General features: G+C 50.5%; 22 protein-coding genes. All 22 read right to left on the minus strand.

Annotated elements, in window-relative coordinates:
- Positions 1-114: 114 nt before the first annotated feature.
- The 22 genes from fusA to QZV31_RS05315 all read right to left on the minus strand — a co-directional run bounded on the left by fusA (position 115) and on the right by QZV31_RS05315 (position 22,364).
- Positions 115-2,181, minus strand: coding sequence for an elongation factor G (gene fusA / locus QZV31_RS05210; RefSeq protein ID WP_295358776.1), 2,067 nt, complete (start codon positions 2,179-2,181; stop codon positions 115-117).
- 101 nt (positions 2,182-2,282) lie between these two features.
- Positions 2,283-3,080, minus strand: coding sequence for a bifunctional hydroxymethylpyrimidine kinase/phosphomethylpyrimidine kinase (thiD, locus tag QZV31_RS05215; protein ID WP_295358778.1), 798 nt, complete (start codon positions 3,078-3,080; stop codon positions 2,283-2,285).
- A gap of 100 nt (positions 3,081-3,180) precedes the next feature.
- Positions 3,181-3,738: an NUDIX hydrolase gene (locus tag QZV31_RS05220; RefSeq protein ID WP_295358779.1), complete on the minus strand. Its 558-nt coding sequence runs from the start codon at positions 3,736-3,738 to the stop codon at positions 3,181-3,183.
- A 14-nt stretch (positions 3,739-3,752) separates the two neighbouring features.
- Positions 3,753-5,444 carry a DNA repair protein RecN gene (gene recN / locus QZV31_RS05225; protein ID WP_295358781.1) on the minus strand — a complete coding sequence of 564 codons (1,692 nt, stop codon included), beginning with the start codon at positions 5,442-5,444 and terminating at the stop codon, positions 3,753-3,755.
- A gap of 49 nt (positions 5,445-5,493) precedes the next feature.
- The gene (argR, locus tag QZV31_RS05230; RefSeq protein ID WP_093730531.1) at positions 5,494-5,946 is read right to left on the minus strand and encodes an arginine repressor; all 453 of its coding nucleotides are present in this window, start codon (positions 5,944-5,946) and stop codon (positions 5,494-5,496) included.
- Between the two features lie 125 nt (positions 5,947-6,071).
- Positions 6,072-6,926 carry an NAD(+)/NADH kinase gene (locus QZV31_RS05235; protein WP_093730530.1) on the minus strand — a complete coding sequence of 285 codons (855 nt, stop codon included), beginning with the start codon at positions 6,924-6,926 and terminating at the stop codon, positions 6,072-6,074.
- A 110-nt stretch (positions 6,927-7,036) separates the two neighbouring features.
- Complete coding sequence (locus QZV31_RS05240) at positions 7,037-7,912, minus strand: TlyA family RNA methyltransferase (RefSeq protein WP_295358785.1); 876 nt, start codon at positions 7,910-7,912, stop codon at positions 7,037-7,039.
- Positions 7,913-7,923: 11 nt separating this feature from the next.
- Positions 7,924-9,801, minus strand: a complete 1,878-nt coding sequence (dxs, locus tag QZV31_RS05245; protein ID WP_093730529.1) for a 1-deoxy-D-xylulose-5-phosphate synthase — start codon at positions 9,799-9,801, stop codon at positions 7,924-7,926.
- A gap of 182 nt (positions 9,802-9,983) precedes the next feature.
- Entirely contained in the window at positions 9,984-10,859 is an 876-nt protein-coding gene (locus tag QZV31_RS05250; RefSeq protein ID WP_295358787.1) for a polyprenyl synthetase family protein, read from the minus strand.
- A gap of 130 nt (positions 10,860-10,989) precedes the next feature.
- On the minus strand, positions 10,990-11,250 hold the full coding sequence (xseB, locus tag QZV31_RS05255) for an exodeoxyribonuclease VII small subunit (protein WP_093730527.1): 261 nt from the start codon (positions 11,248-11,250) through the stop codon (positions 10,990-10,992).
- A gap of 85 nt (positions 11,251-11,335) precedes the next feature.
- Complete coding sequence (gene xseA, locus QZV31_RS05260) at positions 11,336-12,823, minus strand: exodeoxyribonuclease VII large subunit (protein WP_295358789.1); 1,488 nt, start codon at positions 12,821-12,823, stop codon at positions 11,336-11,338.
- A 106-nt stretch (positions 12,824-12,929) separates the two neighbouring features.
- The gene (locus QZV31_RS05265) at positions 12,930-13,985 is read right to left on the minus strand and encodes an O-sialoglycoprotein endopeptidase (RefSeq protein WP_295358790.1); all 1,056 of its coding nucleotides are present in this window, start codon (positions 13,983-13,985) and stop codon (positions 12,930-12,932) included.
- A gap of 89 nt (positions 13,986-14,074) precedes the next feature.
- Positions 14,075-14,497 (minus strand): transcription antitermination factor NusB, encoded by a 423-nt coding sequence (nusB, locus tag QZV31_RS05270; RefSeq protein ID WP_295358792.1) that lies wholly within the window; start codon positions 14,495-14,497, stop codon positions 14,075-14,077.
- 91 nt (positions 14,498-14,588) lie between these two features.
- A complete protein-coding gene (locus QZV31_RS05275) occupies positions 14,589-14,816 on the minus strand; it encodes a DUF2273 domain-containing protein (protein ID WP_093730523.1) in 228 nt (75 codons plus the stop codon).
- Between the two features lie 18 nt (positions 14,817-14,834).
- Positions 14,835-15,368, minus strand: coding sequence for an alkaline shock response membrane anchor protein AmaP (gene amaP / locus QZV31_RS05280; RefSeq protein ID WP_093730522.1), 534 nt, complete (start codon positions 15,366-15,368; stop codon positions 14,835-14,837).
- 79 nt (positions 15,369-15,447) lie between these two features.
- Complete coding sequence (locus QZV31_RS05285; RefSeq protein WP_295358797.1) at positions 15,448-15,915, minus strand: Asp23/Gls24 family envelope stress response protein; 468 nt, start codon at positions 15,913-15,915, stop codon at positions 15,448-15,450.
- A 198-nt stretch (positions 15,916-16,113) separates the two neighbouring features.
- Positions 16,114-16,671: an elongation factor P gene (gene efp / locus QZV31_RS05290; RefSeq protein WP_093730520.1), complete on the minus strand. Its 558-nt coding sequence runs from the start codon at positions 16,669-16,671 to the stop codon at positions 16,114-16,116.
- Positions 16,672-16,730: 59 nt separating this feature from the next.
- A complete protein-coding gene (locus QZV31_RS05295; RefSeq protein WP_295358800.1) occupies positions 16,731-17,801 on the minus strand; it encodes an aminopeptidase P family protein in 1,071 nt (356 codons plus the stop codon).
- A 150-nt stretch (positions 17,802-17,951) separates the two neighbouring features.
- Entirely contained in the window at positions 17,952-19,166 is a 1,215-nt protein-coding gene (locus QZV31_RS05300) for a U32 family peptidase (protein WP_366508691.1), read from the minus strand.
- Between the two features lie 5 nt (positions 19,167-19,171).
- The gene (gene mltG, locus QZV31_RS05305) at positions 19,172-20,191 is read right to left on the minus strand and encodes an endolytic transglycosylase MltG (protein WP_093730518.1); all 1,020 of its coding nucleotides are present in this window, start codon (positions 20,189-20,191) and stop codon (positions 19,172-19,174) included.
- Between the two features lie 66 nt (positions 20,192-20,257).
- A complete protein-coding gene (locus tag QZV31_RS05310) occupies positions 20,258-20,635 on the minus strand; it encodes a DUF1292 domain-containing protein (RefSeq protein ID WP_295358803.1) in 378 nt (125 codons plus the stop codon).
- Positions 20,636-20,747: 112 nt separating this feature from the next.
- Positions 20,748-22,364 (minus strand): hypothetical protein, encoded by a 1,617-nt coding sequence (locus QZV31_RS05315; protein WP_295358805.1) that lies wholly within the window; start codon positions 22,362-22,364, stop codon positions 20,748-20,750.
- Between the last annotated feature and the right edge of the window lie 26 nt (positions 22,365-22,390).

Below are 22,390 nucleotides of genomic sequence, written 5' to 3' on the forward strand. Positions count from 1 at the left end.
ATATATTATACCATTTGTGAGAGGATAATGCTATAAGAATTGCAATATAAAAAACTGCCATGCATACAACACGGCAGTTTTTCATTTAAGGATTATTCACTTATCAAACGATTCTTATTCTGCTTCTTTCTTGCGTTCTTCAATAATCTTTTCCGCCATCTTGGCCGGCACATCTTCGTAATGGTCAAACTTCATTTCAAAGGTACCCATGCCCTGGGTCAGTGCCCGAAGATCTACGGAGTATTCCATGATTTCCGCATAAGGAACCTGGGCTTCTACCCGGCTGATGCCTTCTTCTACACTCTGCATGCCAAGGATACGGCCGCGCTTGGAGTTCAAATCGCCGATGACATCGCCCATCATGCTCTCTGCACAGAGAACATACAGATTGTAGTAGGGTTCCATCAGAACCGGTTTTGCTTCTTCCATGGCTTTCTTGAAAGCGATGCTGGAAGCGGTCTTAAATGCCATTTCCGAAGAATCAACGGGATGGTAGGAACCGTCAACAAGAGTAATGCGTACGTCCACAACCGGGTAACCGGCCAGGATGCCGTGCTGCATGCAGTCCTGCATGCCTTTTTCCACAGCGGGGATGTACTGACGGGGTACCGCGCCGCCGAAGATCTTGTCTACGAACTCAAAACCGCTTCCCGGCGGCAGGGGTTCCATATCGATCACAACGTCGCCGTACTGGCCATGGCCGCCGGACTGTTTCTTATGTTTGCCCTGTACATGGGCTTTGCCGCGGATGGTCTCACGGTATTCAACCTGAGGCGCACGCAGGTCGGCTTCCACGCCGAATTTCCGTTTCATGCGCTCCATGATGATTTCGATGTGCTGGTCGCCCATACCGCTTACCAGCATTTCCTTGGTTACCGGGTTGCGGCTCATAATGATGGTGGGGTCTTCGTCCATGAGGCGGCTCAGAGCATTGGATATCTTGTCTTCTTCCCCTTTCTTCTTGGCGAAAATAGCCCGGGTATACATGGGCAGCGGGAAGGCGATAGGAGCAAACAGAACCGGGTTGGCCTTGTCGCTGAGGGTATCGCCGGTTACCGTGAACTGTAATTTCGAGGTTACGCCGATATCGCCGGCGGTGATTTCTTTCATCGCAATTTGGCTCTTGCCGCGCATGGTGAATACGTTGGCAATACGTTCGTCTTTTTCACGGCTGGAGTTGTAAACCATGCTGTCGGCTTTGATGGAGCCGGAGAACACACGGATAAAGCTCAGACGGCCTACGAACGGATCGGAAGTGGTCTTGAACACCAGGGCCGCCATGGGGGCGCCTGCGTCACGGGTTACTTCTTCGCCGGTCGCAACGTCTTTTACCTTATAATCGTTCAGGATAGCAGGGTAAGTATAGTCGATGATAGCATTCATAGTGCGGCCCAAGCCGATGTTCTTGAGAGCACTGCAGCAGATCATGGGGAAAATGTGAGCCTGACGGATACCCTGGATCAGGCATTTTTTGATTTCTTCGTCGGAAATGGTCTCCCCTTCGAGATAACGCATCATGCACTCGTCGTCGGCTTCTACGGCGGCTTCTACCATCTTTTCATGCATGTCTTCCGCATAAGCTTTCAGGTCATCCGGAATCTCGATCTCATCGGAACCGTTGCCGTTCTTGCGATAGGCTTTCATCTTTACGCAGTCGATGACGCCTTCGAATTTATCTTCTTTGCCCAGAGGCAATTCCAGAGGCAGTACTTTCTTGCCGAATTTATGGCGCAGGTTTTCCAGGATGCTGTCGAAGTCCGCATTTTCACGGTCCATCTTGTTCACCAGCAGAATGCGGGGCAGACCGGCTTCTTCCGCCAGCTTCCAGCACTGCTCGGTACCTACCTGTACGCCAGCGGTGGCATTGATTACGATCAAAGCGCTGTCTACAGCCCGGAAAGCGCCTTTTACTTCCGCAACGAAATCGGCGAAGCCCGGGGTATCGATAAAGTTGATCTTGCTGTCGCGCCATTCAACCGGAGCCAGCGTAGCGTTTACGGATACGCCGCGTTTAATTTCTTCCGGTTCATAGTCCGTGGTGGTAGCCCCATCTTCTACTTTGCACATACGATCAATCGCACCAGCGCGGTACAGCAAAGCTTCCGTTACAGATGTGGTTCCGGCCCCACCGTGACCTACAATGGCCACATTTCTAATTTTGTCGCCTGTATAAGCTTTCATGAGTGAATTCCCCCTTTGAATTATTTATACATGAATATATTATACTATAAAGTGAAAGAAAGGTAAACTGTTTATGTGAAGAATCAGAGGCATTCCTGTTTTTACTCTGCATTCTTCCACATCTCTACAAAGTGATGCACAGGACCGTGCCCGTGCCCTAACGCAATGCCATGCCTGATACCGGTGGTCACGTAAGCTTTGGCTGCCGTAACGGCTTCCGTCAGGTCCATGCCCCTGGCCAGGTTGGATGCTAATGCGCTGGACAGGGTGCAACCGGTTCCGTGGGTATGTTCGGTCTGAATCCGTTCGCCTGGCAACCAGGTTCCTTTTTTGCCGTCGTAAAGATAATCATCGGCCCGTTCTCCTTCCAGGTGTCCGCCTTTTACCAGTACGGCCTTTGCTCCCAAACCGATAATGCAGGCCGCTGCCTTTTCCATGTCCTCTTCGGTGCGAATGGAAAAACCACAGATGGATTCTGCTTCCGGCAGGTTTGGAGTCAGCAGCGTGGCACAAGGCAGCAATTCCTTAATTAAAGCGTCGCAGGCTTCCGGCTGCAGCAACGGATATCCGCTTTTCGATATCATAACGGGGTCTACTACCACTACCGGAGGTTTCCACTTCTTCAGGGCCTCTGCGATTGCATGAATACTTTCCTGTCGTGAAACCATACCGATTTTTACAGCATCTACCCGTATGTCACTGAATACGGCATCGATTTGCGCTGTGATGATTTCGGGAGTGATATCCTGTACCGCTGTAACGCCACAGGTATTTTGCGCCGTCACCGCTGTAATCACGCTCATGCCAAACACACCATGGGCCGCAAAGGCTTTGAGATCAGCCTGAATGCCGGCGCCGCCGCTGCTGTCGCTGCCGGCAATCGTAAGTAAGTGTTTCATAGTACCTCCATGGTAATTAATTCGCAAAACTCCTGGCCCCAGCGGGGGATTCTGAATAAGCGGAGCGCTATGAAGAATTCACCGCTGAGGCCTCAGTCTGTTAAATTTTTCCTTTCATGGATAAAATTCCTAATGCAGCCAGCGACTTACCATCATATAAGATACCGTCTTCAATCATTGACAGTAATTTTTCTTTCGGTATCGCTTCCACCGTTATAAACTCATCCGGGTCCGTGTGCTGCTCATGACGGTGAAGGCCCGTAGCCGCATACAGATAAATCACTTCATTAGTAAAGCCCGGAGTCGTGGCAATAACACCCAGATACTCCCAATGGTCCGCCTCATACCCGGTTTCTTCCGACAGTTCCCGCACGGCACAGACGTCTTTGTCCTCTCCCGGATCAATTTTCCCGGCCGGAATCTCGTACATAACCGTACCCATGGGATACCGGAACTGTTTCACGAAGATGATACTGTCGTCAGGCAGGATGGGTACCACGGCAATGGCGCCCTGATGGTCTGCCATTTCCCGTGTGGTAGTACGACCGTTGGGCAGGCGCACCGTGTCTACATGTACATGCAGCAGTCGGCCGTCAAAAGCGGGCCTGCTGCTGACAAAAGTTTCGTCTAATGCCGGATCACTCATCTTTTTTAACATTTTCATTCCTCTTTTCAAAACAGCAGTTGTTTACTGTTTTTAAATTTATCAGCGGCCTTGAGCAGCGAGGCCGCGCTTTCTGCCGCAGCTTTGGTGTTGTGCTCGCCGGCGGCCATGCGAACCAGTTCCTCTACTCTCCCTGTTTCATCCAACGTGGTCAGACTGGTTCTGGTCCGGTTTTCTTTTGTTTCTTTCCGAATCCGGATATGCCGGTCTCCGAAAGCCGCAATCTGGGCCAGATGCGTTATGCATATCACCTGCCCCCGGCGGGCGATAAGCGCCAGTTTCTCAGCCATTTTCTGGGCTGTGACGCCCCCTACTCCGGTATCGATTTCATCGAACACCATCGTATTGACTCCACTGATACCAATCAGTACGGTTTTCAAGGCCAGAGCCAGGCGGCTCAATTCACCGCCGGATGCCACCCGCCCCAAGGGCTGCAAAGGTTCCCCTGCATTGGCGGAAAAGAGGAGTTCCATTTGGTCTTTGCCTTCTATGGAAAAATCCGGTTTTTCCGTAAAAGCAATCTGCAATTTACCGTCCGGCATGGCAAGGTCATGAATGTGAGTCTCCACGTCCCTGCAGAGCTTTTCCGCATTCTGTTTTCGCAAAGCCGTCAAGGCCTTTGCTTTGGAAGTCAGTTCTGCCGTTATTGTTGCCAGTTCCTTCTGTGCATTGGCAATGCGGTTGTCCAGATCCTGCAATTGTTCCTGTTGCTCTTTAGCCTGAGCCAGATAAGCCAGCACCGCTTCTTCACTGCTGCCGTATTTGCGCTGCAGCCGGTACAAAAGATCCAACCGCTCCTGCACTTCTGTCATCCGGTTTGGATCAAAATTCTGGTTTTCCACATAGTTCTGAAGCTGACCGCAGGCGTCGTCTGCAGCAATCCACGCTCCGTCTATTCCTTCATACACAGCCTGCAGACGACTGTCATAACGGATTGCAGCGGCAATTTGTTCTCTGATTTCCGCCAGTTGGCTTAAAGCGCCGTTTTCCTGCTCCAACATTTCGTAAGCCTGATGCAGGGCGTTAAGGATCTTGCCGCTGTTTTGCAGCAATTTAGCCTCTTCCTTCAGGGCTTCTTCCTCTCCCACTTTGATATTGGCGTCCCCGATTTCCTGTATCTCCCAAGCCAGTCGATCCAACAGGCGTTCCCTCTGGCTTCCCTGCTCTTCCAGTTTCTGCAGGTTCTCCCGGGCCGCTTCATATTCTTCGTACTTCGCCTGATACGCTCCCAACACCTGTTCTGCCTTCTTTCCTCCAAAGGCATCTGTAAAGAACCTTGGCGCTTTGGACTGCAGCAGCAGTTGGTTTTCGTGCTGCCCGTGAATATCCACCAGCAATTCGGCGAATCGTTTCAACACTGCCAAAGGCACCGGGATGCCGTTGACACTGCTCTGGCTTTTTCCGGCAGCTGTCACTCTGCGTTTTAAAAACAAAAAATCATCTGCTTCAATGCCCTGTTCCTGTAGCAGTGCACAGATTCTTTCATCTTGTACATCGAAGACGGCCTGTACCCAGAAAGCATCGGTGCCGGTACGGACCATACCGGCTGCAGCCCGGCCTCCCAGGGCGATGCCAAACGCATCGACAAGGATGGATTTACCCGCGCCGGTCTCTCCGGTAAATACCGTAAAGCCACGGTCAAAATCCACCTTAGCGTCTTCAATTAATGCAAAATTATGCACGTGCAATGATTGCAACATATTGATATATCATCTTCCTTTTAATTCTTTAAACTTAAGGAAACACTGATTAATTCGTCTCCTTAAAATAGTTGGCAAAATCCGCCGCTACGCTGTCGTTTTCCACAGCCACGAAGATGGTATCGTCCCCAGCCACGGTACCCATGACTCCGACCCATTTCATACTGTCAATCGCAAACGCTACACCCTGGGCAGTTCCCGGCAAAGTGTGAAGCACCACCAGATTGCCTCCCGCCCATACAGAAATCACGGAGTTTCGCACCAGTCGCTCCAGTTGTTCGGAGGACATCATATGGCTGCGTTCCTTAGGAAAGGCATAGCGATATCCGCCTCTCATGTCGGAGACCTTGATCAGCATCAGTTCTTTTATATCCCGGGACACCGTGGCCTGGGTTACCGGATAGCCGCTTTCCTGCAGGGCTTTAGCCAGGTCATCCTGTGTTTCGATATGTCTTGTTTCTACCAAATTTCGAATCAGTTGGTGACGTTCCTGCTTTTTCATGACATCTCTCCTTGTAAAAGTAAAAGAATGATTGCCGTGTGATTGTGCCAAAAACAAGGAATGAATCGTATCCGCTGTGGCACTACGTCAAGAAAACAACGCAGCCATAGATAAAAACGGCAAGCTTATAAGTCTCTTATCAATTTTTCCTGCCAGGTCTCGTAGTAACTCTTATCTGTCAGCCGTAACAGCCGCAGAAATTGGCGGTTCTTTGAGATTCTTACAACATCCTTCTGTCCGATTTCGCATACCGGTATCCCGTCAGCCGAAAGGGCCATGGGACTGGTGTTCCGGGGCAGCAGGCGGATTTCCACCTCTTCCGTAGCAGGAATGACCAGAGGCCGGGTGGCCAGAGAGTGAGCGCAAATGGGTGTGATGACCATGACGTCCATGCCAGGCTGTACCAAAGGCCCCCCCGCGGAAAGCGAATAGGCAGTAGAACCGGTGGCTGTGGCCACGATGAGCCCGTCCGCAGCATACCGTGCGGAAGGCTTCCCGTTGATATACAGTTCCATGTGGTTGGTGGTGGAAAGGTTACTGCGGGCTGCTACAAATTCGTTGATAGCCAGCTCGTTTTGCGGAGTCTTTCTGCCTTCCGCAAAGGTCTGGGCCTGCAACAGACAGCGTTTTTCAATGGAATACCTGCCATCCGTCAGCAGCTGGAACGCCTGTTCCATCGTATCATATTCAATTTCTGCCAGAAATCCCAGATGGCCGAAGTTTACGCCGAAGACCGGCACATTGATTTTCACCATATCCCGGGCCATGCGCAGGAACGTGCCGTCACCTCCCAGAGAAACAGCTGCCGTCAGCTGGGAATTGCGTCCGGCAAAGGGTTCCAGACTGTACATTTCCGCAAGCTTGTCCGGCAGTACTACCGTGATCTTGTATTTGCGGCACAGAGCCAGAATCGCTTCAAAATGAATACGCACCTTGACGATGCTCATGTTGGGGAAAATCCCAAGACGTATGTTATCCATGATTACTTCCTTTGACACCGCAGCCGCACCGGAAGCATCTGCGGTTATTTTTAGTAAATTACCCGGAGTGCTGAATAAGCATTTGCAATACAGGATACTGCGTTTTTGAGTTACTTATCCAGTGCAGCATGAGAAGCGGTTACAATAGCATCAATATCGACAGACAGTGCAGTGTTTTGCACTTCCGGCACAACCTTGTCCCGACCCGCTTGTGTCCCATCAACTTTGCCAGCCCCTGTCCCACTTCCGGTAGTCAGGTACAACAGATACTCGATGTTTCCTTCCGGACCTTTTACCGGAGAAAAGTCCAGACCGCCGATAGTGAATCCTTCTTCCTGTGCCAAAGTAATGATGCGCCGGATGACTTCTTTGTGCACTTCCGGGTCCCGCACCACGCCTTTTTTGCCGATGTGTTCCTTTCCTGCTTCAAACTGGGGCTTAATGAGAGCAAGAACAAAGGCGTCGGGCGCCAGCAGTTTTTTCACCGCAGGCAGAATCTTATCCAGCGAGATGAAGGCCACGTCGATAGAGGTCGCATCCAATTGTTCCGGCAGACTGTGCTCGTCCAGTGTGCGGGCGTTAGTCCGTTCCATGTTGATGACCCTGGGGTCATTGCGCAACTTCCAGGCCAACTGACCGTACCCCACGTCGATGGCGTAGACTCTGCTTGCCCCGTTCTGCAGGGCACAGTCTGTGAAGCCCCCGGTAGAAGCGCCGATATCTGCCATCACTTTGCCGGTTACTGTCACGGGAAACACCTGCAGGGCTTTTTCCAGTTTCAGCCCGCCCCGGCTTACATATTTTAATTGGTCCCCCAGAAGACGGATTTTTGCTTCCGTTTTCACGGTGGTACCCGGTTTATCTATTTTCTGTTCGTCCACCAGCACCTGTCCCGCCATGATGGCTGCCTGTGCCCGAGCCCGGCTTTCAAAAAAGCCCTGTTCTACGAGAAAAGTGTCGAGACGGATCTTTTTCGGTTTATCCATATGAATCACTTCTATAACCAATGAGAAATTTTCTCCGCCATCTGTTCCGGCATCAGTCCGATGTCATGCAGCAACAGTTTCCTGTCACCCTGTGAGATGAATTCATCCGGAATGCCAAAGGGCAGCACGGCGGTCATATGCAACAGACCGTAACTGTTCAGGGCTTCCATCACTGCATCCCCTACGCCACCTTTCAATACCCCTTCTTCCATGGTGACGATACGGTGAGTTTTGGCTGCATTTTCACAAAGCAGGTCCTCGTCAAGAGGTTTGGCGAAGCGCATGTTCACTACACCGGCGCTGATACCTTTTGCGGTTAGCAGGTCCGCGGTCTTTTCGGCTTCCGCCACCATACTGCCGATAGCCCATATGGTAAGGTCGCTGCCTTCCCGCAGGGTCTCCGCCTTACCGATGGGCAGTGTGTGCAGGGGTTCACTGAGATCCGCTCCCACGCCGCTGCCTCTGGGATAGCGCAGGGAGATAGGACCGTCGTTGTATTCTATGGCTGTCCACAGCATGTGCCGCAGCTCGTTTTCGTCTTTAGGCGCCATCACTGTCATGTTAGGCATGGGAATCAGGTAGGCATAATCAAAGACCCCGTGATGGGTATAGCCGTCGTCCCCTACCAGGCCGGCCCGGTCCATACACAGCTTCACCGGCAGGTTCTGCATGCAGATGTCGTGAATCACCTGGTCGTAAGCCCGCTGCATGAAAGTAGAGTAAATGGCTGCCACAGGTTTTATGCCTTCCGTAGCCAGCCCTGCGGCGAAAGTCACCGCGTGCTGTTCCGCAATGCCTACGTCAAAGAAGCGGTCCGGGAAACGTTTGGCAAACAGGTTGGTTCCAGTGCCGTCGGGCATAGCTGCCGTAATGGCTACAATGGATTTATCTTTTTCCGCCAGTTCCACCAGGGTTTTGCCAAAGACGCTGGTGTAAGTAGGCGGCGCCCCGGGTTTGCTGATCTTCTTTCCGGTAGCAATATCGAAAGGGCCCGTTCCGTGAAATTCGTTGGCCCGTTCTTCCGCAGGGGCGTAGCCCTTACCTTTTTTGGTAATGACGTGAATCAACACCGGGCCGTCTTCCCGTTTGGCTGCCGTCAGCATGGGCAGAAGGTCCTCGATGTCATGGCCGTCCACAGGGCCGAAGTACTTAATACCCAGATGCTCAAACATGGACTCAGGGGCTACCAGGTATTTGACCCCGCCTTTCACCCGTTCGATAACTTCCAGCACATCGTCACCGTGCTTCATATCCCCCAGCCAGTTTTCCACATTGCGCTTCAGCTTATTGTAGGTCTCCCCGGTGCGCAGCTGATACAGGTACTGGGACATGGCTCCCACGTTTTTGGAGATAGACATCTCGTTATCGTTGAGGATGATGATGAGCCTTCGCTTGGTATCCCCGATATGGTTGAGGGCTTCGAAGGACATACCGCCTGTCATGGCGCCGTCGCCGATGACAGCCACCACCTGAAAGTCCTCGCCTTTCAGGTCACGGGCCGCCGCAATGCCATCCGCCGCCGAAAGGGACGTGGAAGAATGACCCACACCGAAGGCGTCGTGCTCGCTTTCCTGCCGTTTGGGGAAGCCGGAAAGACCTTTGTACTTGCGCAGAGTGGGAAAGGCTGCTTTTCGTCCTGTTAAAATTTTATGAATATAGGCCTGATGTCCTACATCAAATATAAGCTTATCTTTGGGAGAGTCAAAGACCCTGTGCAGGGCAATGGTCAGTTCCACGGCCCCCAGATTGGGAGCCAGGTGCCCTCCGTTTTTGGACACGACTTCGATAATCATCTGCCGGATTTCCGCCGCCAGCTGATTCATTTCCGCCAGTGTGAGAGTTTTCAGGTCCAGGGGGCTGTTGACTCTGTCCAGAATTTTATCAGACATTGGGTTTTACCTTTCAGTTGATTACTGTTTTATGTGGCGCCGCGAAAGCGCCTGTGCCACAAAGGAGGCAAAGACGCTGTGCGTCACCGTGTGAGAGTTATGTGAAACGTTGGCGCGTATGCGTTGCGCCTGTAGATTACGCTGCCTGAACAGCAATGTTGCAGCGAACGAGCAACACGCGCTCAGTTCTTACGGTTAGTCATCAGCTTAGCGATTTCCCGCAGGGCTTCTGCTTTTTCTCCAAAGGAATCCAGGCAGGCCAGAGCTTCTTTTGTCGTTTCATCTGCCATCTTCCGGGCCGTTTCCAGTCCGAAAAGAGAAACATAGGTTGACTTGTTGTTTTTCTCGTCGCTGCCAATGGGTTTGCCCAGTTCTTCCGCGGTACTGGTCACATCCAGAATGTCGTCCTCAATTTGGAAGGCCAGGCCGATAAGTTCCGCAAAACGGGTCAGGGCAAGGAGCTGTTCGTCCGTAGCTCCCGCCAGGTGGGCGCCCCCCCGCACGGCTGCGATGAACATGGCGCCGGTTTTTCCTTCGTGGAGGGTCTTTAATTCTTTGGCCGTGATCTGCCGGTTCTCCGCGTCCAAATCCAGGGCCTGTCCTCCTACCATGCCAAAGTTGCCGGCACACATGGCGGTTTCGTGAACTACTTCTACCAAGGTAGAAGGCTTCACGTTCCGCTGTTCCAGCATCACTTCAAAAGCCAGGGTAAGCAGACCGTCCCCGGCCAGCACCGCCATGGCCTCCCCAAAAACCTTGTGGTTGGTAAGGCGGCCCCTCCGGTAGTCATCGTTGTCCATGCAGGGCAAATCATCGTGAATCAGGGAATAAGTATGAATCATTTCCAGTCCGCAGGCTGCGGGCAGGTAATCGTAGCCGTTGGCTCCCACCGCTTCCGCTGTAGCCATCAGCAAAATGGGACGCAGGCGTTTTCCCCCCGCCAACAGGCTGTATTTCATGGCATCGTCCACGTTGGAGATGCCCCGCTTTTCCATGCGTTTTTCCAAAAAATTGTTAACCAGCTTTTTGCGGGTGTCGTAGTATTGCTGAAAGTCCATCTGTTCCTCCTGTTGTTGACTGTGTGATTGCCAGGTGATTTTTGCGAAGGACATGGAAATGACTCGCCGATGCAGTGGAACTACGTCGAGAGGCATTGACGCAGTCGTTCACAAAAAGCACCGGCAAGCATTACTCCTCCTCGTCCGGCTCCTCAAACTCTTCTGTATGGAAGTTATCATCGTTTACGGGACTTACTACCAGTTTCTGCACGGCTGCTTTTGCAACCTTCAGTTTTTCCATGCAAATGCGGCTCAGTTCCGTGCCTTTCTGGAATTCTTCAATGGCCTCTTCCAACGGCAGGTCACCGCTTTCCAGTTTTTCCACTGCGGCTTCCAGTTCTGCCAGGGCTTCTTCAAATTTCATATTTTTGTTAATCTTTTTTGCTGCCATATTCGTCGCGCCTTTCTGTTTTTAAAGGAAAACACTGCTGAATCAAACTATTATAGTATCTAACTTGGATTATTATTCTATTCGTTTAGTTAACGGGTTTTGAATTCTCTGTCCTTGGTATGACCTCCTGCACCACGGAGCAGATTTCCCCGTCTTGAAGCCTTGTCCTGATTTCTTCGCCCCAGTGCACGTCATTTACAGATTTGATGATTTTTCCCTGTTCATTACTGGTAAAGGAGTATCCTCTTCCTAAAATCTTCAGGGGGCTCACCGCGTCCAAATGGGCAGCCAGCAGTAAAAGTTGCTGTTCTTGTGACGCAGTCAGATCTTTTGCCAGTGTAATAAGCGCATTCCACGTACTCTGAAATTTCATTTCGAAGGGTTCCCAGAGTGTTTTTTGTTTATCCAGAGTTTTCTGTGCTGTGGCAAGCCTTTGTTCCGGTTTGGTCAGCAGATGTTCGGGATGCTGTAACATTCTTAAAGCCTGCCGTACTCTTCGCTCCGGCTCAAGCAACAGTTTTTCCGGACGCTGCAGCGCTTTCATGGCCTGCTGCAACCGTAATTCCCGATTTTCCAGACGCCGGGGCAGTGTCTGTTGTAACTTCATCAATGCTTTGTCCAGTCGCTCTTCTGCTCTGTCTGTGATGCGGAGAGGATCCTGCAGCATACGGCTTCGCATAAGCCGCTGCAATGTCTCTGTTCTTTGCTGCAGCATACGGTTCATGGCGAGGGTCAGACGTTGCTTTTTGTCCACCACCTGCCGCCGTAGCAACCGGGTATCTTCTACCGCCAGTTCCGCCGCCTGGGACGGCGTAGCTGCCCGCTGGTCTGCTGCAAAGTCACTGAGAGTAAAATCCGTTTCGTGACCCACAGAAGAAATCACCGGAATCACCGACGCTGCTATGGCCCGGACTACGATTTCTTCGTTGAAGGCCCACAGGTCTTCCATGGAACCGCCGCCCCGGCCTACAATAAGTACATCCGCCAGCTGATGCCGGTTCATGAAGCGAATGGCATGGGCGATATCCCCCGCCGCGGCCTTGCCCTGAACCTGCACCGGATATAACAGCAGCTTCACCCCGGGATTTCTTCGCCGGGACACGGTAATCACATCCCGCACTGCCGCCCCTGCCGGGGAAGTAATGATACCCACCGTCCGGGGATGAGCCGGGATTGCTTTTTTCCGCTCTGCAGCAAACAGGCCTTCCGCTTCCAGTTTGCTTTTCAGCTTTTCATAGGCCTGCATCAGACTGCCGATACCTTCTTCAATCAGCATATCCGTGTACAGCTGGTACACCCCGTCCCGCTCATAGATGCCTATATGACCGATGGCCAAAACAGTGTCTCCGTTGACAGGATATTTTATCAGCTGCCGGGCCTGACGCTGGAACATGACACATTTCAGCACGCCGTTTTCATCTTTTAAGGAAAAATAGCAGTGCCCGGAGGGATAGCGTTTGAAATTGCTGATTTCGCCACGGACCTGCACATTGGCAACGAGACCGCTGCCTTCCACCAGATTTTTAATCAGGTGGTTCATTTCCGTGACGGTATAGGTATGGACTTCAGCCATGATTTCTCCCCAAGGTTTGTAATCTGTTGTCGTAAAGCGCAACCTGCGATTGCGGACAGCCTGAGCCTAAGTCTTGTTTATATATCGGTGCTGTAGTAATTGTTTTTTACCCTTCCTGCTGTCGCCGCGCATAAGCTGCACAGCCAGAAGCGTTGTCACCGCTGTAGCGGTTTTCCGGCAGCCAGACTTTTATCTGCCGCCTGGACAGTTTTTCGATGATGCGGTTGCGTATCCATTGATTGGCAGACACGCCGCCAGCCAGGATTACATCTTTTACTTGATGTTCCGCTGCTCCGTTCCGAATCATGCGGACAAAGGTTTCTGCCAGTCCCCACTGTACACCGGCCGCAATATTTGCAGCAAAGTTGTTATGTTCGATTTGACGAAGCACCCAGGTACAGGGACCGGAAAAGCTTACGTTTGTTTTATGTACGGAAACAGGAATCTCCATAATCTCTGTGTGCTGCTCTGCCAGCTTTTCCAGAGCCGGCCCCGCAGGGAAATCCAGTCCCAGAGCCACGCCTGCCCGATCCACAAACTGACCGGCATGCAGGTCCAGACTGCCGCCGATTTCTGTCAACCTATAATTGGCAACAACTTTTTCTTTCGGATTTGTCGGTACTGCAGTGCCGACTGCATTCTCTTCGGCCTGAGCCATATCAGCCACAGGTAAACCACCTGTGGCGTCAGGTCCAAACATATCCATTTTTTCAACCAACAATAAATCAGTAGTCCCCCCGGAGGCATGAAGAAACAGGAACCGATCTGTATCCGGTCCTTTGGCTGACCACATTGCCGCTTCCAAATGGTTTTCCTGGTGGCTGATCTGCCACAAAGGAATGCTGTATAACGCTGCCAGGGAACGGGCAAAGCCCTGCCCTGCCAAAAAGGCGGGCATATAGGAATCCTCCCGGGGCCGGGGCCTAGCAGAAACACCAATCCCCAGCATGGAAAACGCATGTCCCTGTACCGCTTCTTCCATCAGCTCCGGCAGGTTACGGGTGTGCTGATAGAGCATCTCACTCTGCTGCAGTCCGCAGCCGCCCGGTTTCACCTTCAGAATACGCCTTGCTTCAGCGACTTTCTGTCCCTGTCGGTTCATAAAAAACAGTGAGGTGGTATAACAACTGGTATCGATACCAAGGTAAACTTCTTCTGTCATACTGTACTTCTTCCGTTAAGACGTGCAGGCTTCATTGCATTGCCTTTGTATTACTGCAGCAAACCTGCTTACCTGCAAGTCTTGTTTCTTTATTTTTCTTCACGCATCAGCTTGCCCAAAACGCCGTTGATGAATCTTGCGGACTTGTCCGTACCAAACATTTTGGCCAGTTCCACGGCCTCATTGACAGCCACGTTCACGGGCACCTTTTCTTCGGCAAAACGCATTTCATAAACAGCCATGCGCAAAATGTTGCGGTCGATGCCAGGCATCCGCTTCACATCCCAGTTGATGGCATATTTCCCGATAAGGGCATCAATTTCCTCCAGTTTTTCCGCAGTGCCTTTTAATACTTTTTCAGCATATTTTACTGCTTTGGACGCTTCTTCGCTCTTTTCTTCATCCTGCTGTACCTCCAGGGCAATAGCCAGCGCTTCCGCCGGTTCGGCCTGGGTAAAATCCATTTGGAACAAACTCTGTAACACCATTTCCCTGGCGACTCTGCGAATCATATAAATGAATCCTCCGTTCAGTTATTATTCTACGTTCTGTTTACGACAGTCCGAAATGTTGCCCACAGCATGTGATGCTCACGCGGGCCTGTTATTTATGATAACCCGGCGGCAGAAGCCGGTCCAGCCATTCTGCCAGGTCTTCCTTCTTATCAATTTTGTAACCGATAAAGAAGCCGCCGCCGACAAACAGTAATAAAAACAACGTCCGAAAGAAACCCACGGTCAAAAACAACGAAGCGATGACCAGACCGGTCAGCGAGCATAAGAAGCGGCCGCGGTAGTTAAGCCAGATGTCGGTGAATATATCTTTAAACATCGCTGTACCTCCTTAAACTCACTTTTCCTTTCCGCTGTTCTTTATCTTTTTGAAAAACAATTCGATATTTTTTACTTCCAGCCCTACGACCTTTTTGATGGTCTCCCTAACGTTATCCTTGACCTCCTCCGTGATTTCAAATACATTGACCCCCGGTTCCAGCGAACCATGGATGCGGGCGTTAATCGTGGTCTTGTCTTCCATTTCCACAACCACTTTCACACCATAGATTCCATAGACTTCCTGGGCAATGTCCGCGATATAGTCTTCCAATGCCCGCTTGGAAACAACGGTCTTGCCGGAATCCGCATCGTCCAGAATCAGTGAGTTACTTCCGCCCAACACACCGATGCCAGCCAGTAACAGCCGCACACTGATAATGAACAGTATCGCGCCACCAATGGCAAACTCCCAGTTTCCCGGCAGGGCAACAATTACTCTGCGGAAAAAGTCAGGAGGGATCATTCCCATCGTAATCATAATCAGCGTCACTGCAAACACAGCCATCAGGCACGTATATAAGGTCAATATAATTCGGTCCGGTATTCCCATAGCATTCACTCCTTATTTCAAACCAACTGTTTCGTTTTTCTCCAGGACAGGCCCGGCGGGCTTCCTGTAACCTCGTGGTCTAGTTAAAAATACTGCCCGGCTTCCCTTCATCCGGATTATTGAAGCTGATTTCCAGCTCACTCTTTTCCCTGCGCCTTACACCTTCAATATGAACATCCACAAATTCTGCGGTATACTCTGTCATTTCATCTATAGCGCTCTTCACTTTTTTTTGGAGCTTCATGGCCACCTCCGGTATATTACAGCCGTATTCCACTGTCACATAGACTGCAACCCGGCAGCTACGCCCGGTAACTTTGACACGAACCCCTTTAGCCAGACTCTTCTTGCCCAGAAAGTTACTGATTCCTTCCCGGAACCCTGTACTCATGGAAACGACTCCATGAACATCAAGAGCAGCCAGGCTTGCCACGATAGCAATCACATCGTCTGCAAGTTCAATATAGCCCAAATCTTCTTCCTCTTCAGCCTGGCTATCCATATCAGGCTGGTTCGGATATGGTTTTTTCCCTTTTTCGTCCGCCATCTGTACCTCCAAAATGACAAACTTCCCCATTTTTAAATTATGAATTATTATACCATACTCTGCATAAAAATTAAAGGAAACAACCCGAATTCTCTAACAAAAAAAGGACTTCCTTCTCAGAAGTCCTTTTCAGTTCATAAACTGTGAATTGGACAGACAGCCGTGCACAGCATCACCACCGCACACATGTACCGGCGGTTATGCCCGCTGGATATAGTCGCCGCTGCGGGTATCAATCAGCAGATGATCCCCTTCATTGATAAACAGAGGCACCTTAACAACATAACCGGTGTCCATGGTGGCCGGTTTGCTGCCGCCGGTAGCGGTATCGCCCCGAATGCCGGGTTCGGTCTTTACAACTACCAGTTCTACCGTGTTCGGCAGTTCTACGCCCAGAATACGGTTCTGATACGAAATGACTTTGACATCCATGTTTTCTTTCAGGAAATTGATGCCGTTGCCAATCTGTTCTTTACTGAGTTCAGTCTGTTCGTAGGTGTCGTTGTCCATGAATACGAAGCTTCCGTCGCTTTCGTACAAGTACTGCATGATGCGGCGTTCAATATTTGCTTTCGGCAAACGCTCACCGGCATTAAAGGTGCGCTCAACAACAGCGCCGGTAGACAGATTGCGCATTTTTGCCCGCACAAACGCCGCGCCCTTGCCCGGTTTTACATGCTGGAATTCCACAACCTGCCAGGGGTCATTGTCGATAGTGACAGTCAGACCAGTTTTAAACTCGTTGGTAGATACCATAGATACATCCTCCTGTGTGTCTGATTAAATCAGTTTTTATATATTATTTTATAAAAATTTTATACAATCTCCGTCAAGATCTTTTTCAGGGTAGTCAGGCTGTGGGCCCCTTCCCTTGTAAGAACCACCGTATCCTCGATTCGTACGCCGCCACGGCCCTGGATATAAACACCGGGCTCGATACTGAACACCATGCCTTCCTCCAGCGGGATATCGCCTCTGCTGTTAATGTTCGGAAGTTCATGAATCTCCAGTCCTACACCGTGCCCCAGCCCGTGGTTAAAATATTTACCGTAACCCCGGGACTCTATGTACCCACGAATCTCCGCGTCCAGTTCTTTCCCGGTAATTCCGGGTTTGGCTGCTTTCATGCCGCGATACTGAGCTTCCTGTACCACTGTGTAAATTTCCCGGTGCCAGGAATTCGCCATGCCCATTACAACGGTACGTGTCGTATCCGAATGGTAGCCATTATACATGGCGCCAAAATCGAACGTAACAAAGTCGCCTACTTCTATCACCTTGTCTGTTGGCGCTCCGTGAGGCAACGCACTGCGGTGACCCGAAGCTACGATTGTGTCAAAAGATACACCTTCCGACCCAAGGCTTCGCATATAATACTCCAACCGGGCTGCCAGTTCTTTTTCCGTCATGCCAGCCTTGATTTCTTTTAACAGCCGTTCAAAGGCTCCGTCGGCAATTTTGGAAGCCTGCCACAAACATTCCAGTTCCCGTTCATCTTTTACCGACCGCAAAGAACGAAGACTTACACTGACCAGTTCGATTGTTTCCGGCAACGATGTTTGCAGTGCTTTGGCATCGTCATAAGAATATGCCTCCCCATCAAAGCCCATCTTCCGGTTAGTTCCAACCAGTCCGGCCACGGTTTCCCAGATACTGTTACTATGGTCAGCCTTATACTCCATCACACGACAATACTTTAATTCTGAACGCGCCTGTTCAGTATAGCGTCCGTCTGTAATCAGTACAGCGACCCGGTCATCCGCGTACAGTATGCTGGAATCACCTGTAAAACCCGTAAGGTAACGAATAGTATAGATATCCTTAATCGCAATACATTCTAAGCCATGTTCTTTCATGAACTTAAATATCTTCCCGATTCGTTCCATAAAAATACATACCTTCTTCTGCCACTATAGTAATGTCATAATATTTTATCACACTTTCGGCAATTGCGCCACTAGAAATTTCAGACATCCGTTTGGGAAAGACACTTTCAGCCACAAATCCGCCATTTCTTAGGAATGCTGACTCATTCCTTACGGTATCTTCCGGCGCAGGATGGCAGATTCAGGTATGCTTTCCGCCGCCTGGCAGGTAAAGACCATCTGAGGATGCTGCGCGGCGACAATGGGTTCTCCATCCTGATTCCGCATTTCCTTCAGTACCAGAGTACGAAGGCTCCCGTCTGGACAGAATACTTCCAACGTCTCCCCCTCTTTCATGTGATTGCGCTGTTCCACCGTAAGCCGACCGTTATCCCAGTCTCGCACCAGTCCCACAAATTCATGTGTCTGCAAATAGGAAGATGTGGTATAGACCTGCGCTGTGGCATCCGGTTTTCCCAGGGCAAAACCGGTAGTATAGGGCCGATGTGATACCTTTTCCAGTTCATCCAGCCATTCCTGCTTCACTGTGTAATGTTGCGGGTCACGCCAGCAGGCGTCAATGGCCCTCCGGTATACGCTGACCACACTGGCTGCATAATGGGCGCTTTTCATTCGTCCTTCTATTTTAAAACTGCAGATACCGGCTTCCATGAGTTGAAGCAGGTACGGCAGCAGGCACAGGTCTTTAGAATTCATGATATAAGTGCCCTGTTCATCCCCTGCCACGTCGTATACTTCACCGGGACGGTTCTTCTCGGTGAGATTGAATTTCCAACGGCAAACCTGAGCACAGGCGCCCCGGTTCCCGTCCCGACCGGTCAGGTAACTGCTGAGCCAGCATCGCCCCGAATAGGAAATGCACATAGCTCCGTGTACAAAGGCTTCCAGCTCAACTTCCGTTTTGCTGCCGATTTCTTTCATTTCTGTAAACGACAGCTCCCGGGCCAGTACTACGCGGCTGGCACCCAGATTTTCCCAGGCTTTGACCGCCGCCCAGTTGGTGGTGTTAGCCTGCGTGCTTACATGCAGCGGCATCTCCGGAATGATTTCCCTGGCCACGGACCACACACCAAAATCTGAAATCAACAGGGCGTCGATCCCGATTGCCTGCAGGCTGCGCAAGTAGTCCGGCAGATTGTTGATGTCTTCATTGTGGGCAAAAATATTAACCGTCACATAGACTTTTTTATGGAGACTGTGCGCAAAAGCCACCGCCTCATCCATTTCCGCAAGGGAAAAATTGCTGGCAAAGGCCCGCAGGCCGAACATTTTCCCACCCAGATAGACCGCATCAGCGCCATAAAGCAGTGCCATATGGAGTTTTTCCATATTGCCTGCAGGAGCCAGAAGCTCCGGTTTTTGTATTCGTCTCATTTAGTATCGTCCTTGTGTATGTCTGCAATGGCTTTCAGGTGTTCCCCGTAGGTTTTGGTGAAACGGTGATGCCCATCCTTTTCCGCCACAAAATACAGGTATTCCGTAGCTTCCGGGTTGAGGCAGGCCTTGATGGCATCTATGCCGGGGGACGCGATAGGTCCCGGAGGCAGGCCGGGATTCTGATACGTATTGTAAGGACTTTTAATCCGGGTATCTGCAATGGTAACTTCTTCTTTTTGGGTGCCCAGCAGATACTGGATGGTTGTATCTGACTGGATAGGCATGTAGATATGAAGCCGTTTCAGGAATACACCGGCAATGCGGGCCTGCTCTTCCGGATAGACAGCTTCCAGTTCCACCATGGCCGCCAGGTTTATCAGATCCCGCAGGTTCATGTTCTTTTCCCTGGCCAGAGCCGGGATATTCTCCCGGTTCATTTCCGTATTAAACGTCCGGACCATAAGCGCCAGAATATCCTTTTCCGTCATATCCGGATCCAGTTGATAGGTAGTAGGAAAAATAAACCCTTCTGCTTTGAAAATGACATCCGGATTTTTTGTTTCCATATAGGGATACGGAGTATAATTCCGGGCCGCTTCTTCGAATTTTTTAGCATCGCCCAGACCTTCCGCTTCCAGCTTGCGTCCGGTTTTCACTACATTAAAGCCTTCCGGAACCGTGAATTTGACATTATAGGTTTGCCCCTTTGAAAGGATGCTGACAATTTCACTGTTGGACATACCGCCTACAATTTCATATCGTCCGGCTTCCAGTTTTCCGGCCAGTCCCCGCAGGCGCGCTTCCATGCGGAAGGCTTCCGGCGTCTTCACCAAATGCTTCTTGTGAAGCAAATCGGCAATATCCGCCGTAGTCATCCCCGGTTTGATTGTAACAAGGTAGCGATGTCCCTTCGCAAATTCCGTATTGTTGCCGGTATAATACAGCAGCCAATAAGCACCCAGTCCCAACATCAACGTCAGGGCAAGCAACAATGGGATTACGCGTTTAAACAACTCTGTTTCCTCCGTTGTCTTAATTACATGGGCTTGGTCATAATGCCGTCATGTTATTTACACTGGTTATGCTTCCAATGCTTCATAGGCAATCCTTGCCTTTTCAAACTCTTCGTCAGAAGGAACCTGGATATCGATTTCACCGTTTTCATCCGTAACGATTTTAGCTAGGATGATATTCGGTTCTTCGTCTTCCTCTCCTGCATCATGATCATGGTCGCAGTCACACTCTTCATGGTGGGCGTGATCGTGGTCACAGTCACATTCTTCTTCCTCTTCTGCAAAGATAGACGGATCTACTTCCAGCAGGGCCACATAATCGTCCTTACCAACCTTGAACCTGCTTTCTACCACAAAGCAATGATCCTGCCCTTCCTCATCCGTAAATTCAAAGGTCTCAATGGTTTCTTCTTCCATTACTTCCGCAACGTCTTTTTCAGTCATAATGATCCTCCCTGTTTCATGAATAATAAAACTACCAGATTCCTGCTAATTATCAGTATACTGTTCCTGCCTGTTCTTTTCAGTCAGACAGAATAATCAAGTCATACTATGTTTAAAACAGCGACGAAGATACTTTCTGCCCCAACTTGATTTCGGCTGCATCCTTATCCCCTGCCACCACAGAAATACTGTATTTTGTACGTCCAATCTTCATTATGGCATTTTGGGTTCCAAACATTCCGTTCTGAATGACAATATCACCTTCCAACAGCCGGATATCATCACTCCGAAGATTGCCTTTTGTGTAATAATAACGCCCTTTCTGCATGACAAACTGCCCGTTACCCGTCGCAGAGTCAGCCTGACCGCGTCCTGTAATGCGGGCTTCTGCCTGAAGGACCCCGGTGATCCGATTATCTGTCATCTGAGCAGCATCCAGATTATTTCCCGAAAGATTAAAGTCATACTCTCCCGTAACAGGGTTCAGATAGCCATTCACGGATACATTCGTTCCGGCTCCCAGCGCCTCTGCTTTTTTCAGCACCAGCTTGCCGGAGTCCCAGACAAACTCACCATGTAAATTGTTCATTTGCAACGGCGCTGCATACAGGTAATTGCTTCTGAAGTTCCCTTCTATTTTAGGTTCCACAGCCGTCCCTGTCAGTTTGCCGGAGAATTCTACAGAAGCATCATCAAGATTCAGGCCTTTGCTTAAAGCCTGCGTTTTAAAATAACCCGCGGAAAACGTCAAATCAAAACCCGGAGGAAGAGGCGTAGCCCTTCCGCTTTTAATCGTACCCCGCAACAAGACCGGCATACCGTTTACATTGGCCTGTAACGTATGCAGGTCGGTTTTATCCCTGTCGGCCGTAAAGCTTCCTTCCCCTTCGGTAAACGCCATGCCGAAAAACTGGCCGGAAAGGTTGCGCGGTTTGCCATCAAGCCGTATGTGCCAGCCATCCCGGTCTTTGGAAGCGGCAATATTTACCGTAGGAATGACGCCGGATGTAACCTTTATATGCTTCAGATCCGGATACATGGCAAGCACGTCCGTCACAGCAGCATTTTTCGCTTCCCCTGTCACCTGAGCGGTTCCGTTCTCGTAGACCATGTTCAGGACCACGTCACAGTTTTCCTTGCTGGCCGTCGCGCTGGCCCGTAGCTGGGGATACTGTTTAAACGTCATCTGGGCATTCATTTTATCCAGCCGAACCTTTTTACCGTTAGAGTTCAGCCCTACATACCCATCTTTTACTTCAATCAGTCCCCTGAATCTGGTTGGCCTGGAAGGTTCCTGTTTCTTCCCGTCCGTCTGCTTTTTTTCATCGCCGGCAAGCAGCAGCAGGTTTAACAGGTCAAGCCCCTTGCCTTCTTCATAGGTTCCGTAAAATCTGGGGCTGTTAAAAACGATATTGGTTACGGCGCCTACACCGCCACCCTGACGCAGCGTATCAAAAAAATTCACGGAAGCAGTGGCCAGCGGTATCTCCAGCTTCACATCTCCGTTTGGAGCTTTCCAGACAAGATTCCGTATTTCAACATCTCCGGCAAACCCGGCATTGATTTTTTCATATGTCAGCGTTCCGGCTACGATGTTCTGCCTCTCCAGCATCTGCTCTGCCATCCGTGCAGCCGCGCCGCCGCCAAACTTAATAACAAGGGCAATGGCAATTAAAACTGCCAGCGCCCCTCCCATGATTATTTTTTGTTTTGAGGAAATTACTTCCACGTTTCTTCACCTGTTCTATCGGCAAA

Origin of the sequence: uncultured Succiniclasticum sp., from assembly GCF_902793885.1 — a bacterium.
Classification (GTDB): domain Bacteria; phylum Bacillota; class Negativicutes; order Acidaminococcales; family Acidaminococcaceae; genus Succiniclasticum.

What these genes read in the sequence shown, in the direction of transcription:
- QZV31_RS05275 (WP_093730523.1), bottom strand. Translation starts at nt 14,816, where the DNA reads ATGTTTAAAGATATATTCACCGACATCTGGCTTAACTACCGCGGCCGC.
- QZV31_RS05240 (WP_295358785.1), bottom strand. Translation starts at nt 7,912, where the DNA reads ATGGATAAACCGAAAAAGATCCGTCTCGACACTTTTCTCGTAGAACAG.
- efp (WP_093730520.1), bottom strand. Translation starts at nt 16,671, where the DNA reads ATGGTATCTACCAACGAGTTTAAAACTGGTCTGACTGTCACTATCGAC.
- QZV31_RS05285 (WP_295358797.1), bottom strand. Translation starts at nt 15,915, where the DNA reads ATGGCGGACGAAAAAGGGAAAAAACCATATCCGAACCAGCCTGATATG.
- recN (WP_295358781.1), bottom strand. Translation starts at nt 5,444, where the DNA reads ATGTTGCAATCATTGCACGTGCATAATTTTGCATTAATTGAAGACGCT.
- fusA (WP_295358776.1), bottom strand. Translation starts at nt 2,181, where the DNA reads ATGAAAGCTTATACAGGCGACAAAATTAGAAATGTGGCCATTGTAGGT.
- thiD (WP_295358778.1), bottom strand. Translation starts at nt 3,080, where the DNA reads ATGAAACACTTACTTACGATTGCCGGCAGCGACAGCAGCGGCGGCGCC.
- xseB (WP_093730527.1), bottom strand. Translation starts at nt 11,250, where the DNA reads ATGGCAGCAAAAAAGATTAACAAAAATATGAAATTTGAAGAAGCCCTG.
- dxs (WP_093730529.1), bottom strand. Translation starts at nt 9,801, where the DNA reads ATGTCTGATAAAATTCTGGACAGAGTCAACAGCCCCCTGGACCTGAAA.
- QZV31_RS05295 (WP_295358800.1), bottom strand. Translation starts at nt 17,801, where the DNA reads ATGGAACGAATCGGGAAGATATTTAAGTTCATGAAAGAACATGGCTTA.
- argR (WP_093730531.1), bottom strand. Translation starts at nt 5,946, where the DNA reads ATGAAAAAGCAGGAACGTCACCAACTGATTCGAAATTTGGTAGAAACA.
- xseA (WP_295358789.1), bottom strand. Translation starts at nt 12,823, where the DNA reads ATGGCTGAAGTCCATACCTATACCGTCACGGAAATGAACCACCTGATT.
- amaP (WP_093730522.1), bottom strand. Translation starts at nt 15,368, where the DNA reads ATGGGAATACCGGACCGAATTATATTGACCTTATATACGTGCCTGATG.
- nusB (WP_295358792.1), bottom strand. Translation starts at nt 14,497, where the DNA reads ATGATTCGCAGAGTCGCCAGGGAAATGGTGTTACAGAGTTTGTTCCAA.
- QZV31_RS05250 (WP_295358787.1), bottom strand. Translation starts at nt 10,859, where the DNA reads ATGGACTTTCAGCAATACTACGACACCCGCAAAAAGCTGGTTAACAAT.
- QZV31_RS05220 (WP_295358779.1), bottom strand. Translation starts at nt 3,738, where the DNA reads ATGTTAAAAAAGATGAGTGATCCGGCATTAGACGAAACTTTTGTCAGC.
- QZV31_RS05235 (WP_093730530.1), bottom strand. Translation starts at nt 6,926, where the DNA reads ATGGATAACATACGTCTTGGGATTTTCCCCAACATGAGCATCGTCAAG.
- QZV31_RS05265 (WP_295358790.1), bottom strand. Translation starts at nt 13,985, where the DNA reads ATGACAGAAGAAGTTTACCTTGGTATCGATACCAGTTGTTATACCACC.
- QZV31_RS05310 (WP_295358803.1), bottom strand. Translation starts at nt 20,635, where the DNA reads ATGACTGAAAAAGACGTTGCGGAAGTAATGGAAGAAGAAACCATTGAG.